The sequence below is a fragment of the Testudinibacter sp. P80/BLE/0925 genome (assembly GCF_053570785.1).
Genome location: NZ_CM131636.1, coordinates 1,075,937 through 1,093,577, shown reverse-complemented (window position 1 = coordinate 1,093,577; position 17,641 = coordinate 1,075,937). Strand labels below are relative to the sequence as shown.

At 49.0% G+C, this 17,641-nt stretch carries 13 protein-coding genes; all 13 read right to left on the bottom strand.

Annotation, left to right across the window (positions count from 1 at the left end; translation table 11 throughout):
* Window positions 1–87: 87 nt before the first annotated feature.
* The 13 genes from glmS to nusG all read right to left on the bottom strand — a co-directional run bounded on the left by glmS (window position 88) and on the right by nusG (window position 17,638).
* Window positions 88–1,920, bottom strand: coding sequence for a glutamine--fructose-6-phosphate transaminase (isomerizing) (glmS, locus tag ACWA5Z_RS05215; RefSeq protein ID WP_431054239.1), 1,833 nt, complete (start codon window positions 1,918–1,920; stop codon window positions 88–90).
* 65 nt (window positions 1,921–1,985) lie between these two features.
* Window positions 1,986–2,753 (bottom strand): DeoR/GlpR family DNA-binding transcription regulator, encoded by a 768-nt coding sequence (locus ACWA5Z_RS05210; RefSeq protein ID WP_431054238.1) that lies wholly within the window; start codon window positions 2,751–2,753, stop codon window positions 1,986–1,988.
* 191 nt (window positions 2,754–2,944) lie between these two features.
* Entirely contained in the window at window positions 2,945–3,217 is a 273-nt protein-coding gene (locus tag ACWA5Z_RS05205; protein WP_084256904.1) for an HU family DNA-binding protein, read from the bottom strand.
* Window positions 3,218–3,379: 162 nt separating this feature from the next.
* Window positions 3,380–3,970 (bottom strand): YjaG family protein, encoded by a 591-nt coding sequence (locus ACWA5Z_RS05200; protein WP_431054237.1) that lies wholly within the window; start codon window positions 3,968–3,970, stop codon window positions 3,380–3,382.
* A gap of 3 nt (window positions 3,971–3,973) precedes the next feature.
* A complete protein-coding gene (gene hemE, locus ACWA5Z_RS05195) occupies window positions 3,974–5,047 on the bottom strand; it encodes a uroporphyrinogen decarboxylase (protein WP_431054236.1) in 1,074 nt (357 codons plus the stop codon).
* A gap of 21 nt (window positions 5,048–5,068) precedes the next feature.
* Complete coding sequence (gene nudC / locus ACWA5Z_RS05190; protein ID WP_431054235.1) at window positions 5,069–5,863, bottom strand: NAD(+) diphosphatase; 795 nt, start codon at window positions 5,861–5,863, stop codon at window positions 5,069–5,071.
* Between the two features lie 116 nt (window positions 5,864–5,979).
* Entirely contained in the window at window positions 5,980–10,209 is a 4,230-nt protein-coding gene (gene rpoC / locus ACWA5Z_RS05185; RefSeq protein ID WP_431054234.1) for a DNA-directed RNA polymerase subunit beta', read from the bottom strand.
* 83 nt (window positions 10,210–10,292) lie between these two features.
* Window positions 10,293–14,324, bottom strand: coding sequence for a DNA-directed RNA polymerase subunit beta (gene rpoB / locus ACWA5Z_RS05180; RefSeq protein ID WP_431054233.1), 4,032 nt, complete (start codon window positions 14,322–14,324; stop codon window positions 10,293–10,295).
* 295 nt (window positions 14,325–14,619) lie between these two features.
* On the bottom strand, window positions 14,620–14,988 hold the full coding sequence (gene rplL / locus ACWA5Z_RS05175) for a 50S ribosomal protein L7/L12 (RefSeq protein ID WP_431054232.1): 369 nt from the start codon (window positions 14,986–14,988) through the stop codon (window positions 14,620–14,622).
* Between the two features lie 48 nt (window positions 14,989–15,036).
* Complete coding sequence (gene rplJ, locus ACWA5Z_RS05170; RefSeq protein ID WP_431054231.1) at window positions 15,037–15,528, bottom strand: 50S ribosomal protein L10; 492 nt, start codon at window positions 15,526–15,528, stop codon at window positions 15,037–15,039.
* A gap of 288 nt (window positions 15,529–15,816) precedes the next feature.
* Window positions 15,817–16,509, bottom strand: coding sequence for a 50S ribosomal protein L1 (rplA, locus tag ACWA5Z_RS05165; protein WP_431054230.1), 693 nt, complete (start codon window positions 16,507–16,509; stop codon window positions 15,817–15,819).
* A 4-nt stretch (window positions 16,510–16,513) separates the two neighbouring features.
* The gene (gene rplK / locus ACWA5Z_RS05160) at window positions 16,514–16,942 is read right to left on the bottom strand and encodes a 50S ribosomal protein L11 (RefSeq protein WP_034617235.1); all 429 of its coding nucleotides are present in this window, start codon (window positions 16,940–16,942) and stop codon (window positions 16,514–16,516) included.
* 141 nt (window positions 16,943–17,083) lie between these two features.
* Window positions 17,084–17,638 (bottom strand): transcription termination/antitermination protein NusG, encoded by a 555-nt coding sequence (nusG, locus tag ACWA5Z_RS05155; RefSeq protein WP_431054229.1) that lies wholly within the window; start codon window positions 17,636–17,638, stop codon window positions 17,084–17,086.
* Between the last annotated feature and the right edge of the window lie 3 nt (window positions 17,639–17,641).

Sequence of the window (17,641 nt, the reverse complement as noted above, 5' to 3'; positions counted from 1 at the left end):
TATTGCGACCTTGATCCATTAACAAAAAAACCGCACTTTGCCTATCCAAAAGCAAAGTGCGGTATTGTTGAAAGGAAAAGCGTTTTCTTATTCTACGGTAACCGCTTTCGCCAAGTTGCGCGGTTGATCTACGTCAGTGCCTTTGATTAAGGCGACGTGATATGCCAGCAACTGCATGGGTACGGTGTAGAAAATCGGTGCCACCACTTCATCGACTTGCGGCATGGTGATGATTTTCATGTCCGGAGTCGAACTGAAACCGGCGTTTTCATCGGCAAACACATACAACTGCCCGCCGCGCGCGCGCACCTCTTCAATGTTGGATTTCAGTTTTTCCAGCAATTCATTGTTCGGGGCAACCACCACCACCGGCATATCGGCGTCAATTAAGGCTAACGGACCGTGTTTCAACTCCCCGGCGGCATAGGCTTCGGCGTGGATATAAGAAATTTCTTTCAGTTTCAACGCGGCTTCCATCGCAATCGGATAGTATTCGCCACGCCCTAAGAACAGGGTGTGGTGTTTTTCGGCAAAGTCTTCCGACAATTTTTCAATCGCGCCGTCAAAGGCTAACGCTTGTTCGATTTTTGCCGGCAGGCTCTGTAGCGATTTGATGATTTCACGCTCTTTTTCGGCAGGGATATTGCCGTTTAACTTACCAATCGCCAGCACCAACAACAACATGGTCGCTAATTGGGTGGTGAAGGCTTTGGTCGAAGCCACGCCGATTTCCACCCCGGCACGGGTCATAAACGCCAAGTCGGATTCGCGCACTAAAGATGAGCCTGATACGTTACAAATCGTCATCGCCGACATATAGCCTTTTTCTTTGGCAAGGCGCAATGCCGCCAAGGTATCCGCCGTTTCGCCGGATTGGGAAAGCGTTAATAACAGGCTGTTCGGACGGGTGACGAATTTACGGTAGCGGAATTCGGAGGCGATTTCCACATCGCAACTCACGCCTGCCAACGCTTCGAACCAATAACGCGCCGCCATCCCGGAATTGTAGGACGTACCGCACGCCACGATTTGCACGTGTTCCACTTTTTCCAAAATTTCACGCGCACCGTTGCCGATACTTTCGATAATCACGCTGTCATTGGCTATCCGCCCTTCCAAGGTGTTCACAATCGCGCTCGGTTGCTCGAAGATCTCTTTCTGCATAAAGTGGCGATATTTGCCTTTTTCCGCCGCGTCATTTTCCAGATTGGATTCGTGTACCTGACGTTCGACTTTTTCACCGTCACGGCTATAAATATCAATCTTGCGACGGCTGATTTCGGCAATATCGCCCTCTTCCAAGAAGATAAAACGGCGGGTGACGCTTAACAACGCCAGTTGGTCGGAGGCTAAGAAATTTTCGCCCAAGCCCAAGCCGATCACCAACGGACTGCCGGAGCGTGCCGCAATCAGGTGTTCCGGCTGTTCACGGTGCAACACCACCATGCCATAAGCCCCGGTCAGCTGTTGCACGCTTTTTTGCACCGCTTCCAACAAACTGGCCGAAGTGCGGTTTTCCCACGCCACCAAATGCGCGATCACTTCGGTATCGGTTTGCGAAGTGAAGGCATAACCGCGCGCTTGTAAGATTTCACGCAGCTCTTCGTGGTTTTCGATAATGCCGTTATGCACCACGGTAATATCGCCCGAGACGTGCGGGTGCGCATTGGCTTCCGACGGTTCGCCATGGGTCGCCCAACGGGTGTGCGCAATGCCTGTGCCGCCGATTAACGGCTGTTTTGCCACGGCGTCGTCCAACGCTTTCACTTTGCCTAAGCAGCGCACACGTTGTAAATTATGCCGCTCATCCACCACCGCGACCCCGGCAGAATCATAACCGCGGTATTCCAAGCGGTGTAAACCCTCGATTAAAATTTCCGCCACATCACGTTGGGCAACTGCCCCGACGATTCCACACATCGTTTTTTCCTCTATTTAGTCATAAAAAAATAATAAAAAATCAGTTTGCCGCAATTAATCAGCCGCTATCCGTTTACCAGCACGACGTCCACATTCTGCCGTTCGATTTGTTTGATGATCTCGGCACTTATGCCATTATCAGTCACCAACACATCAATTTGCTCCCAACTTAACTCCAAATTCGGCATTTTGCGGCCGATTTTTTGCGACTCGACCATCACCACCACTTCACGTGCGGTCTCCGCCATCACCCGGCTCAAACCGACCAATTCGTTAAAGGTGGTCGTGCCGCGCGTTAAATCAATGCCGTCCGCACCGATAAACAGTTGGTCAAAATCATAAGAACGCAATACCTGCTCGGCAACCTGCCCCTGAAACGATTCGGAGCGGATATCCCAAGTGCCGCCGGTCATCAACAAGGTCGGCTCGTTTTCCAGTTCAGTCAGTTGATTGGCAACCGCCAACGAATTGGTCATCACCACCAAACCCTGTTTCGGATTCAGCTGTTTGATTAACGCCGCGGTGGTGCTGCCGGAATCAATGATAATCCGGTTATGGTCACGAATGCGATCGGCGGCGGCTTGGGCAATTGCCAGCTTGGCTTGGGAAAACGGCTCATCGTGTTCATCCGATAAAATCTCACTCGGCATTAATACCGCCCCGCCATAACGACGCAACAGCAAGCCGCTGCCTTCAAGTGCGGTCAGATCCTTACGAATCGTCACTTCCGAAGTATTAAAATGCTGCACCAGCCGCTCGACCGACACCTCGCCCTGCTGCTGCAACAGTTGCATAATCAAGTGACGGCGTTGCGTGCTATTTCGCTTTGACACAATATCTTTCCAAACGGTTACATTAAGTTTCGGTTCGGAATTATATAGGGATAAATACGCGAGTGCAACCTTATTTCGCCCATCAAGCCATCAATTGGAGCAATAAGTAAGGAAAAGAGGCGGGTTAAAATTCAGACATAAAAAAACCCCTGTAAACTTACAGAGGTTCTTCAATTCGGGACTATCGGTGATTATTTGATAGCATCTTTCAGTGCTTTACCGGAAACAAACGCAGGCACTTTAGCCGCTGCAATTTGGATTTCCTGTCCGGTTTGCGGATTACGGCCGGTACGGGCTTGGCGTTGGTTTACTTTGAAAGTACCGAAGCCGATTAATTGAACCGGATCGCCAGCCTTCAAGCTGTCAGTAATCGCTGTTAAAGTCGCTTCTAAAGCCGCTTTAGCTTGTTTCTTGTTTAACTCTGCAGCAGATGCAATTGCATCAATTAATTCTGCTTTATTCATAAGATAGTACCCCTTGTTATTGGTGTTTAAGTTAAGCTTTTGTATGGATTGAATATCTGGATATTCTTGGTGCAATAGCTGTCTAAAAACAGTATGGTAAGATTAATCTAAGTTGCTTGAGATTGAAAGCCATAAATCACTAAAATTTGTGAAAAATCACACTTATTGTTCAATTTTTATGCCGATATTGCTAATTCCCTCTTCCCTCAATTCGTTTTTCAGGCTTAACAACAGTTCGACATCGCGTTCTTCCGCTTCATTCAGGGTGCGGTAAATCAGCCACTGCACGTCCAACTCCTGTTGAATGTCGTCCGCTTGCTTCAATGCCTGCTCGTTCAAAGTGCGGTCCTGCTCGGTTTCCAACAACGCCGCAACGGTTTGCAACGAGAGTTTGCTGACCAAAATCGCCTGCTCCAAGCTCGAGCCGGAAATAATGGCGTGCAGGGTGTGCGATAAACCTTCGCAGGCGTCCGCCGCCGGGAACACACCGTAAAAATCATATTGATTCACATCGGGGATAATCGCCTCCAATTTCTCCAATTGCGATTCGAAATTGATTTTCGCCCCTTTCACCGTCAGGTATTCCCACACCAAATTGAGGATATTGTGATACACCTTGCTGTCCTGCCCTTTGCCTTGCATGTGGCAGAACAGTTGAAAATTAGGATACATGCGCTCGCACAGGCACAGCATAAAAGCCAAATGCTGCCAGGTTTCGAAATGCTCTAAGCGTTTTTGGATTGGATTGCGCATGGGTTATTTCTCCGTAGCATGGAAAGGTTGTGAGAAACGGTGTACTGCATCGACCAGATAAGCCGGACTTTGCTGCGGTACGTCTTGATGAATGCCGTGTCCCAGATTGAAAACGTGTCCGCTGCCTTGCCCGAAGTCACTCAAAATCTGCCGCACTTCCTGTTCGATCCGCGTTTTATCGGCATATAGCACGCTCGGATCCATATTGCCCTGCAATGCGACTTTATGTCCGACCCGTGCGCGCGCCTGCGCCAAATCTACCGTCCAATCCAAACCGAGCGCGTCACAGCCGGTTTCCGCCATCGCTTCCAGCCACAACCCGCCGCCTTTGGTGAACAAGGTGATCGGCACACGACGCCCACGGTACTCGCGGATTAAGCCGTCCACGATTTTGTGCATATATTGCAACGAGAAATCACGGTAATCGCGGTGCGCCAACACGCCGCCCCAGGTGTCAAACAGCATTACCGCTTGCGCGCCGGCTTTAATTTGGGCATTAAGATATAAAATCACGCTGTCCGCCAATTTATCTAATAATTGATGTAGCAAGTGCGGTTCGGCATACAGCATTTTTTTGATTTTGGTGAAGGCTTTGCTGCTGCCGCCTTCGACCATATAGGTTGCCAAGGTCCATGGGCTGCCGGAAAAGCCGATCAGCGGCACGCTGCCGTCAAGTGCGGTATGAATGGTGCGCACCGCGTTCATCACATATTGCAACTCCTGCTCCGGATCGGGAATCGGCAGATTGGTAACATCGCGTTGGTTTTCAATTGGGTTGGCAAATTTCGGGCCTTCGCCTGCGCCAAAGCTCAAACCTAAGCCCATCGCGTCGGGAATCGTGAGAATATCGGAAAACAGAATCGCCGCGTCCAACTCATAACGGCGCAACGGTTGTAACGTCACTTCACAGGCGAGCTCCTGATTGCGACACAGCGCCATAAAGTCCCCGGCCTGCGCACGGGTGGCTTTATATTCCGGTAAATAGCGTCCTGCCTGGCGCATCATCCAAATCGGAGTCATATCGACCGGTTGGCGCAATAACGCACGCAAATAACGATCATTTTTTAATTCAGTCATGGGTTTTCCTTATTGTTGTTCTTAGTTATTCTTTTGCTGCGCTTCAGCAGCACAAATCCGTTGGGTCAGTTCAATCAGTTTACGCGCAATCGTGCCCACCGGCGGCAAGTGCGGTAACTCGGCATTATAGCGAAACCAACGTGCGTCATTCAGTTCTTCCGGCTGAATGCAAATCTCGCCGCCGGCATAATCCGCCAAAAAGCCGAGCATTAATGAATTAGGGAATGACCACGGTTGGCTGCCGATATAACGTAGATTTTTAATTTTCAAACCGCTCTCTTCAAACACTTCACGTTCGACGGTCTGTTCTAAGGTTTCGCCTACTTCCACAAAACCGGCAAGAGTGGTGTAAATTTTTTCTTCACGGTGGCGCACATGGTTCGCCAGTAGAATCGAGTCGCCGTTGCGCACCGCCACGATAATCGACGGTGCGATCATCGGGTAAGTGCGGTGCTGGCAAAGGGTACACTCCACCGCCCATTCCTGCGGAGTCAGCGCCACGGTTTTGCCGCCGCACACGCCGCAAAAACGGTGGGTTTTCCAAAAATAATTGAGCGCTACGCCGCGATTGAGCAAATTAAAAATTCGTTCCGGCAATACCAATTGATCGCGCAGAGAAAAATAGTCGCGGGTATCGTCAAACTCCTGCACCAACCACAACGGCAGATCACGATATTCGCCGATCACCATGCCCCGTTGTTCGGTTAAAGCAAGCGTTTGCGCCGTGCCGTGCGGCAATTCGCCTTGTTGTAAATAAATGCGGCTGCCTTTAGTGAGTAACCAATAACCGAAATCATGGGATTGTAGCTGTTGCATGATCGCTCCGCCTGATAAAAATTGATGTCATTATAAAGCATTATTAGCCGTAACGCATAAAAAAACCCAAAGTGCGGTTCGGCACTTCGGGTCTTGTTCATCGGATAATCACGCGATTATTCAAATTCAGCCATGTTCAGCATTTCGGCTAGGTTTGCCGTTGCTTCGTCGGCATCGAATTTGCTGTCGATCTCCTCCAACGGTACATTTGCGGCTTTAGCGGCACCTTTGCCGTTATGACGGTTTTGGTGATACATATAACCCGTACCCGCCGGAATCAGACGACCGACGATCACGTTCTCTTTCAGACCGCGCAACTCGTCGCGTTTACCGGCGACCGCCGCTTCGGTCAAGACGCGGGTCGTTTCTTGGAACGACGCCGCTGAAATGAAGGATTCGGTTGCCAATGACGCTTTGGTGATACCCAGCAATTCGCGTTCGAATTCCACCGGCGGTTTGCCTTCGGCCGCACGCTGACGGTTAACGATTTTCACGCGCGCCACTTCGACCTGCTCCCCTTCGAGGAATTCGGAGTCATGCGCTTGGGTGATAATCCCTTTACGCAACATTTGACGCACGATGACTTCGATGTGCTTATCGTTAATTTTTACCCCTTGTAAACGGTAAACTTCCTGCACTTCGTTGACGATATAATCGGTTACCGCATGGATACCACGCAGACGCAGAATGTCGTGCGGTGTTTCCGCCCCTTCGGAGATGATATCGCCACGGGAAACCAATTCGCCCTCGAATACGTTCAGCTGACGCCATTTCGGGATCATTTCTTCGTATACTTCCCCTTCGCTCGGGGTAATCAACAAGCGGCGTTTGCCTTTGGTCTCTTTACCGAACGACACGATACCGGAAATTTCCGCCATAATCGCAGGCTCTTTCGGTTTACGCGCTTCGAACAAGTCGGCAACGCGCGGCAAACCACCGGTGATATCTTTCGTTCCGGCGGATTCTTGCGGAATACGCGCCAACGGTTCACCGATACTGATTTCCGCATTGTCGTCCAAAGTTACAATCGCCTTACCCGGCAAGAAGTATTGTGCCGGCACGTCTGTACCCGCGATTAATACCGGATTACCTTTGGCGTCAACGATACGCAACGCCGGACGCAAATCTTTACCTGCGGTCGCACGTTCACCTACATCTTGCACCACCACGGAAGACAAGCCTGTCAATTCATCGGTTTGGCGGGTTACGGTGATACCGTCGATAATATCAACGAATTCCACTTTCCCCTCTACCTCTGAGATAACCGGCATGGTATGCGGATCCCAGTTGGCGATGATTTCACCGGCATTCACGTCGTTACCGTCGTTTTTGCTTAAGATCGCACCGTAAGGCACTTTATAGTTCTCTTTGGTACGACCAAACGCATCGATCACCGTCAATTCGGTATTACGCGAGGTAATCACCAATTTGCCGTCTTTGTTGGTCACGAATTTCGCATTGGCTAAACGAATGCTACCGTTGTTTTTGATCTGAATGCTGGATTCGGATGCCGCTCTGGATGCCGCCCCCCCGATGTGGAACGTACGCATGGTTAACTGTGTACCCGGTTCACCGATAGATTGCGCCGCAATAACCCCGACGGCTTCACCGTTATTGATGATGTGTCCGCGCGCCAAGTCACGTCCGTAACATTTGGCACACACGCCGAAATCGGTGCTACAGGTTACCACTGACCGCACTTTAATGCTGTCAACCGAGTTCGCGTCGATCACATCACACAGTTTCTCGTCAATCAAGGTGTTACGCGCGATTAAAACTTCGTCCGTACCCGGAATTAAGACATCTTCCGCCACCACGCGTCCCAATACGCGATCACGCAAGGCTTCTTTCACATCACCACCCTCGATTAACGGGGTCATGACGATACCTTCTTCCGTGCCGCAATCGTCTTCGACGATCACCAAGTCTTGCGCCACGTCAACCAAACGACGGGTCAAGTAACCGGAGTTCGCGGTTTTAAGTGCGGTATCCGCCAAACCTTTACGCGCCCCGTGGGTAGAAATAAAGTACTGTAATACGTTCAAACCTTCGCGGAAGTTTGCGGTAATCGGCGTTTCGATAATCGAACCGTCCGGACGCGCCATCAAACCACGCATACCGGCAAGCTGACGAATCTGCGCCGCAGAACCCCGCGCCCCAGAATCCGCCATCATAAAGATACTGTTGAAGGAGGCTTGTTTTTCCAATTCGCCGTCACGGTTCACCACTTCTTCGGTCGACAAGTTTTCCATCATCGCCTTGGCAACACGCTCATTCGCCGCCGCCCAAATATCGATTACTTTATTGTAACGCTCGCCGGCGGTAACCAAACCTGATTGGAACTGCTCTTGAATCTCTTCAACTTCGCTTTCCGCCGCAGAGATGATCTCATTTTTCTGTTCCGGGATCACCATATCGTCAATACCGACCGACGCTCCCGAACGTGCCGCATAGGCAAAACCGGTGTACATGATTTGGTCGGCAAAGATCACGCTGGATTTCATGCCCAACAAACGGTAACAGGCGTTGATTAAACGCGAAATCGCTTTCTTGCCCAATGTTTGGTTGAACAGCTCAAACGGCATGCCTTTCGGCGCAATCATCCACAGGATCGCACGTCCGATAGTGGTGTCCGTCAGCGTCGTGACCGCTTCAAACTCATTACTGGACGATTTCACATATTCGGTGATCCGCACTTTAACCCGCGCGTGCAGCTCCGCTTGCCCGGTGCGATAGGCTTTCTCTGCTTCCAATGGATTTTGCAGGTACATGCCTTCGCCTTTGGCATTCACTTTTTCGCGGGTCATGTAGTACAGCCCCAACACCACGTCTTGCGACGGAACAATGATCGGCTCACCGTTCGCAGGTGATAAGATATTGTTGGTGGACATCATCAACGCGCGCGCTTCCAATTGCGCTTCCAACGTTAATGGCACGTGTACCGCCATTTGGTCTCCGTCGAAGTCGGCGTTAAACGCTGCACACACCAACGGGTGTAACTGGATCGCTTTACCTTCGATCAACAACGGTTCGAACGCTTGAATCCCCAAACGGTGCAAGGTCGGCGCACGGTTCAATAAGATCGGGTGTTCGCGGATAACATCGGCTAAGATGTCCCAAACAATCGCGTCTTCACGCTCAACCATTTTCTTCGCCGCTTTAATCGTCGAGGCATAACCTTGGCTTTCTAATTTGGCATAGATAAACGGACGGAACAGTTCCAACGCCATTTTTTTCGGCAGACCGCATTGGTGCAAGTGCAGGTATGGACCGACGGTAATCACCGAACGGCCGGAGTAATCCACACGTTTACCCAACAGGTTTTGACGGAAACGCCCTTGTTTGCCTTTAATCATGTCGGCAAGGGATTTCAGCGCACGTTTGTTTGAACCGGTGATCGCACGACCGCGGCGACCGTTATCTAACAATGCGTCAACAGATTCTTGCAGCATTCGTTTTTCGTTGCGCACGATAATATCCGGCGCAACCAAATCCAACAGGCGTTTTAAACGGTTGTTACGGTTGATCACGCGGCGATACAAATCGTTCAAGTCGGAAGTGGCAAAACGCCCGCCGTCCAACGGCACTAACGGACGCAGATCCGGCGGTAATACCGGCAATACGGTCAGCACCATCCACTCCGGATTGTTGCCGGATTGGATAAAGGCTTCCAACAGTTTCAACCGTTTGGTGATTTTTTTACGTTTGGTTTCGGAACTGGTTTCTTGCAACTCTTCACGCAGGGTTTCGCACTCGTGCGCCAAATTCATTTGTTGCAATAAATGTTGGATCGCTTCCGCCCCCATTTTGGCTTCGAATTCGTCCGCCCAACGGTCTTCCGCGTCCATAAACTGTTCTTCGGTCAATAATTGACCGCGTTCCAAATCGGTCATGCCCGGTTCGGTTACGATATAGCTTTCGAAATACAGCACGCGCTCGATATCACGCAACGGCATATCTAACAATAAACCGATACGGGACGGCAGCGATTTTAAGAACCAGATGTGTGCCACCGGCGAGGCTAACTCGATGTGCCCCATACGCTCACGGCGTACTTTGGTTTGCGTCACTTCCACACCGCACTTTTCACAGATCACACCGCGATGTTTTAAGCGTTTGTATTTGCCGCACAAGCATTCGTAGTCTTTGACCGGTCCGAAAATGCGTGCGCAGAATAAACCGTCACGTTCCGGTTTAAACGTACGGTAGTTAATGGTTTCCGGCTTTTTCACCTCACCGAACGACCATGAACGGATCATGTCGGGAGAAGCCAGCCCAATTTTAATCACATCAAAATCTTCTGATGATTTTGTTTGTGCTTTCAAAAACTTAACTAAGTCTTTCACAGATTTGCTCCTGTCGGAGTTAAACTTAATTCAAGTGCGGTCTGACCGCACTTGAGCATACTTTCTAGCGTTACGGCTATCGCTTATTGGTTTTCGTCCAAGTCAATGTTGATACCCAAAGAGCGGATCTCTTTCAGCAAGACATTGAAGGATTCCGGCATACCCGGTTCCATTTGGTGCGCGCCGTCCACAATGTTTTTATACATTTTGGTACGACCGTTCACATCATCGGATTTCACGGTCAGCATTTCTTGCAGGGTATAAGCGGCACCGTAAGCCTCAAGTGCCCATACTTCCATCTCCCCGAAACGTTGTCCCCCGAACTGGGCTTTACCACCCAACGGTTGCTGGGTAACCAAGCTGTACGAACCGGTTGAACGGGCGTGCATTTTGTCGTCAACTAAGTGGTTCAATTTCAGCATATACATATAGCCGACAGTAACCGGACGTTCGAATTTCTCACCGGTACGGCCATCAAACAAGGTGATCTGACCGGAGGTCGGCAGATCCGCCAATTGCAACAAGCCTTTGATTTCGCTTTCGTGCGCACCGTCAAATACCGGTGTCGCCAACGGCATACCTTTGCGCAGGTTTTGCGCCAAGCGAATCACTTCGTCATCGCTGAAAGTGGCTAAATCCACTTGTTGTGACGCGTCGCCCAAGTCATAGGCGCGTTGGATATAGTCACGCAATTTGGCAACCGACTGCTGTTGTTTGATCATCGCATTGATCTTGTCGCCGATTCCTTTCGCCGCTAACCCTAAGTGGGTTTCCAAAATCTGACCGATGTTCATCCGCGACGGTACGCCCAACGGGTTCAACACGATATCAACCGGCTGTCCGTTTTCATCATACGGCATATCTTCAACCGGGTTAATTTTCGAGATAACCCCTTTGTTACCGTGACGACCCGCCATTTTATCACCCGGCTGGATTTGACGTTTCACCGCCAAATAGACTTTCACGATTTTCAGCACGCCCGGTGCCAAATCGTCGCCTTGAATGATTTTATTGCGCTTGATTTCCAGTTTGCGTTCAAATTCTTTGCGCAACTCTTCGTGCTGTTCTGCCAACTGTTCCAATTGGTTCTGTTGGTTTTCGTCCGCCAGCGATTGCGCTAACCATTGGGTCCGCGTTTGTTTATCCAACTGCTTCTCATCGAAACCGTTATTTAACAACAGATTACGCACACGGGTGAACAGACCGGCTTCCAAGATTTCCAGCTCTTCCACCAAGTCTTTCTTGGCTTGTTTCAACTGCATTTCTTCGATTTCAAGCGCGCGTTTGTCTTTTTCCACGCCATCACGGGTGAAGACTTGCACGTCGATCACCGTACCGGAAACGCTGTTCGGCACACGCAAAGAAGAATCTTTCACATCAGACGCTTTCTCGCCGAAGATCGCACGCAACAATTTTTCTTCCGGCGTTAATTGGGTTTCACCTTTCGGGGTGACTTTACCCACCAGAATGTCGCCGCCTTTCACTTCCGCACCGATATACACAATGCCAGATTCGTCCAGTTTGCTCAGTGCCGCTTCACCGACGTTAGGAATATCGGCGGTAATTTCTTCCGCACCTAACTTGGTATCACGCGCAACCGCAGTCAATTCTTGAATGTGAATGGTGGTGAAACGATCTTCTTGCACCACGCGCTCGGAGACTAACATCGAATCTTCGAAGTTATAACCGTTCCATGGCATAAACGCCACGCGCATATTTTGACCTAACGCCAACTCCCCTAAATCGGTTGATGGGCCGTCCGCCAACACTTCACCGCGCTCAATCGGCTCGCCCAGAGCAATACAAGGCACTTGGTTGATACAGGTGTTTTGGTTAGAACGGGTGTATTTGGTCAGGTTATAAATATCAATCCCGGCTTCGCCCGGCACGGTTTCGTCTTCATTGACTTTAATCACAATGCGTGACGCGTCAATGTATTGCACATAACCCCCGCGTTTGGCAACCACGGTTACCCCAGAGTCCACCGCCACCGCTTTCTCGATACCGGTTCCGACTAACGGTTTATCGGCACGCAAAGTCGGCACGGCTTGCCGTTGCATGTTCGCCCCCATCAAGGCACGGTTAGCATCGTCGTGTTCCAAGAACGGAATCAATGCCGCTGCGACAGACACCACTTGTTGGGTGGAGATATCCATATAGTGAATTTCATCGGCTTTATATAAACCGGACTCACCGTGTTCCCCACGACAGGTCACAAAGGTGTCGGTAAAGCGTGAATTTTCATCTAAGTTGGAGTTCGCCTGAGCAATCACATATTTGCCTTCTTCAATCGCTGACAAATATTCGATCTCTTCCGTCACTTGCCCGTTGACCACTTTACGGTACGGGGTTTCCAAGAAGCCGTAGTCGTTAGTCCGTGCATACACCGATAATGAGTTGATCAAACCGATGTTCGGACCTTCAGGGGTTTCAATCGGACAAACACGGCCATAGTGAGTGGCGTGAACGTCACGCACCTCAAAGCCGGCACGCTCACGGGTCAAGCCGCCCGGCCCTAACGCAGAAATACGGCGTTTGTGGGTCACTTCCGACAATGGGTTGTTCTGATCCATAAATTGCGACAACTGGGAAGAGCCGAAGAACTCCTTCACCGCGGCGGAAATCGGCTTGGCGTTAATCAGGTCTTGCGGCGTTACACCGTCCAAGTCGCCCAATGACAAACGCTCTCTGACCGCTCTTTCCACACGCACCAAACCGATACGGAATTGGTTTTCTGCCATTTCACCGACCGAACGGATACGACGGTTGCCCAAGTGGTCGATATCATCGACTTCACCGCGACCGTTACGGATCTCAATCAGTTTTTTCATCACCATCACAATGTCGTCATTGCTCAGGATACCGCTGCCTTCCCCTTCGGGAATATTCAAAGAGCGGTTGAACTTCATACGACCGACCGCAGACAAATCATAGCGGTCACTGGAAAAGAACAGATTATCAAATAACGATTCCGCCGCTTCTTTGGTCGGTGGTTCGCCCGGGCGCATCATGCGGTAGATTTCAACCAACGCACTCAAACGATCATAAGACGGATCGACACGCAAGGTTTCAGAAATATACGGACCGTGATCTAAGTCGTTAGTGAACAGCACTTCGATGGTTTTGTAACCGGCTTGGCTCAACTTCGCCAGCATTTCCAAGCTGATTTCACTGTTGGCACTGCAAATCACTTCGCCACTCTCAAGATCGATATAATCTTTTGCAACGATTTTGCCGACAATGTATTCGGTCGGAACAACCACTTGAGAGATATTGTCTTTTTCTAATTGGCGGATATGACGCGCGGTGATACGACGGCCGCGTTCGACATAGACCGTGCCGTTGGCTTCGATGTCAAAACTGGCGGTTTCACCACGCAAACGCTCCGGCACGAGTTCCATCATCAGTTTGTTGTCTTCAATTGAGAAATTCACTTTCTCAAAGAACAGTGCCAAAATTTCTTCGGTGGTGTAGTTCAACGCGCGCAGAATAATGGTCGCCGGCAATTTACGGCGGCGGTCGATACGCGCAAACAGGTTATCTTTCGGATCAAATTCAAAATCCAACCACGAACCACGGTAAGGGATAATGCGTGCGTTATACAGCACTTTACCGGAAGAGTGGGTTTTGCCTTTGTCGCTGTCGAAGAATACGCCCGGACTACGGTGTAATTGCGATACGATAACACGCTCAGTACCATTGATCACAAAAGTCCCGTTATCGGTCATCAATGGGATCTCACCCATATAGACATCATTTTCTTTGATGTCTTTTACCGTACCCGGCGCAGCGTCGCGATCGTAGCTGACTAAACGCAGTTTCACTCTTAACGGCGCAGAATAAGTTGTCCCACGGATTTGACATTCACGCACATCAAATACTGGTTCACCTAACTTATAGCTCACATACTGCAACTCGGTGCTACCGTTATTGCTGACAATCGGAAACACGGAACGAAACGCAGCTTCCAGACCTTGCTGGCCTTCCGGATCTTGCTGAATAAATTTATCGAAAGAATCGATTTGGATTGTTAATAAATAAGGTACATTTAAAACTTGTTGGCGTTTGCCAAAGTTTTTACGAATACGTTTTTTCTCGGTATAGGAGTAAACCATAGGGTTCCTCTGCTCGCTGATCGGTGACCCAAAATTCGCGCACACTTGCGATCAAATTAACAAGGTGGCAATGCTATCGATACCGTTTGTTGGTACCGCACTTTCACTTTTTTGCCGGATTAACGGCAAAACTTCTGGTGCAGGCTCGATAAAATCAATAATCACTATTTTATCAAGCAGTTATAGAAATAAAAAAACGGCATATTTACTTCTATTTTTTAAAGGCACAAAATGGCTAGCAGTCTAAACCACTAGCCATTCGCCTTTAAACAGGCTATAAACTAAATAAAATTAATTATTTAAGTTCAACAGAAGCGCCTGCTTCTTCTAATGCTTTTTTCAGTTCTTCAGCTTCAGCTTTAGAAATGCCTTCTTTCAGAGCAGCCGGTGCAGATTCAACTAAGTCTTTCGCTTCTTTCAAGCCTAAACCGGTTGCACCACGCACTGCTTTGATAACAGCAACTTTGTTAGCACCGGCCGCAGTTAAGATAACGTCGAATTCAGTTTTCTCTTCTGCCGCTTCTGCCGGACCTGCTGCTACCGCTACAGCCGCTGCTGCTGCAGAAACACCGAATTTTTCTTCCATTGCAGAAATTAATTCTACGATTTCAGTTACAGTTTTAGAAGCAATCGCTTCAATGATTTGTTCGTTAGTTAATGACATAACAATCAATTCCTAAAGTAAATAAATTAAACGAGGTAAGAAACGCAATTAAGCGGCTTCTTGTAATTTGTCGCGTAACGCCGCAAGAGTGCGAGCAAGTTTGCCTGCTGCAGCTTCTTTCATAGTACCCATCAAACGTGCGATTGCTTCGTCGTAAGTCGGCAATGTTGCTAAGAATTCAACATCTTGGATTTTACCTTCGAAAGCAGCACCTTTGATTTCAAACTTATCGTTCGCTTTTGCGAAATCTTTGAACAAACGTGCAGCTGCACCCGGATGTTCATTAGAAAAAGCGATAAGTGTCGGACCGGTCATCACGTCTTTTAAACACTCGTAGTCAGTGCCTTCTACCGCGCGACGTAATAAAGTATTACGCACAACACGCATATTAACACCGGCTTCACGCGCGGTTTTACGCAATTCAGTCATTTTATCTACAGTTACACCGCGAGAATCCGCGATCACTGCCGATAGGGCACCTTTGGCTGCTTCGTTTACTTCAGCAACAATTGCTTGTTTGTCTTGAAGATTTAATGCCATTGGCTTATAGCTCCTGAATACACTCCGGTTTCCCGGATTTAAATTCCCCGATATGCAAGCACATCAGGACGTTCTTCGGTGCGCAGAAGCAGAAAATTTCCATCATTCTGTTCACCATCTACGCAGGATAATTAAGAAATTACCTGAGTTCCCCCCACAGCAACTTCCCCTGCGGTCTTGGATGGGGCTTGAATAAGGTCAAGCACCAACCAGAAGTTTCCGTCTAAAATACAAACGGAAAATAAGGGGAGGATTATATATATAATCCGTTCCCCTGTAAAGTTTTTATTAGTTCAAGCTGGTTTGATCGATAGTCACGCCTGCGCCCATCGTGGTGGACAAGCTCACTTTCTTGATAAACACGCCTTTAGACGAGGCTGGTTTCGCTTTGACTAATGCCGCCAATAAGGCTTCCAAGTTTTCTTTGATTTGTGCAGTTTCAAAACTGACTTTACCGATAGTGGTATGGATAATACCATTTTTGTCATTACGGTAACGAACCTGACCGGATTTGGCATTTTTAACCGCTTCCGCCACGTTAGGGGTCACCGTGCCCACTTTCGGGTTTGGCATTAAACCGCGCGGACCTAGGATTTGACCTAATTGACCCACAACACGCATTGCATCCGGAGAAGCAATAACCACGTCGAAGTTCATTTCGCCTTTCTTGACTAATTCGGCCAAGTCGTCCATACCGACTAAATCTGCACCGGCTTCTTTCGCCGCGTCTGCATTTGCACCTTGAGTGAATACGGCAACGCGCACTTCACGGCCGGTACCGTGTGGTAACACGGTTGCGCCACGCACGTTTTGATCGGATTTACGTGCTTCGATACCTAAGTTTACGGCAACATCAACGCTTTCAACGAATTTTGCCGTTGCCAATTCTTTTAACAATGCAACCGCTTCGTTGATTTCGTATGCTTTAGTTGAATCGACTTTCTCTTGGATCGCTTTCATGCGTTTGGTAAGTTTAGCCATCTGATTAGTCCTCCACTACCAAGCCCATTGAACGAGCGGTACCTTCAATAGATTTCATTTTGGTTTCGATACTCGCACCGGTCATGTCTGCTGCTTTTGTTTCAGCGATTTCTTGGATTTGTTGACGAGTCACTTTACCTACTTTCTCTTTGTTTGGTTTACCTGAACCAGACTTAACGCCAGCGGCTTTTTTCAGCAATACTGCTGCCGGTGGCGTTTTGGTGATAAAGGTGAAAGAGCGGTCTGCATAAACCGTAATAACCACAGGAATCGGTAAGCCTTTTTCTAAGCTGTCTGTACGCGCGTTGAACGCTTTACAGAATTCCATGATGTTCACACCTTGCTGACCTAACGCAGGACCAACCGGTGGGCTTGGGTTTGCCATACCAGCCGCAACTTGCAGCTTAACGTAGGCTTGTACTTTCTTTGCCATTTTAGTTTCCTCTTGGTGGGTATAACGCAAGTTTCCTTGCTTCCCTGTTTAATAAAGTGCGGTATTCTAATCAAACACCGCCTACTTTTCAAGCATTTTAAAACTAAAATACTTGAGAAATTCTGAATACGTTTGGCTGAATTAAACCGCTTTTTCCACTTGACGGAATTCCAACTCGACCGGGGTAGCACGTCCGAAAATCGATACCGAAACTTTTAAGCGGCTCTTGTCGTAATCCACTTCTTCCACCGTACCGTTGAAGTCCATAAACGGCCCTTCGGTAACACGCACTTCTTCGCCCGGTTGGAATAGTGTTTTCGGTTTCGGTTTGTCACCATCTTGTTGCAAGCGGTTCAGGATCGTATCCGCTTCACGATTTGAAATCGGCGCCGGTTTATCCGGTGTACCGCCGATAAAGCCCATTACACGCGGCACGCTGCGTACTAAATGCCAGGTTTCGTCGTTCATTTCCATCTGGACTAACACATAGCCCGGGAAGAATTTACGTTCGCTTTTACGACGTTTACCGGCAACATTTTCAACCACTTCTTCGGTCGGCACTAACACTTCGCCGAATTGATCTTCCATCTTATGCTGTTTGATATATTCGATTAACGTTTTCGCGACACGACCTTCAAAGCCGGAAAAAGCCTGTAGCACATACCAACGTTTTTTAGGTGCAGTATTCTCACTCATAAA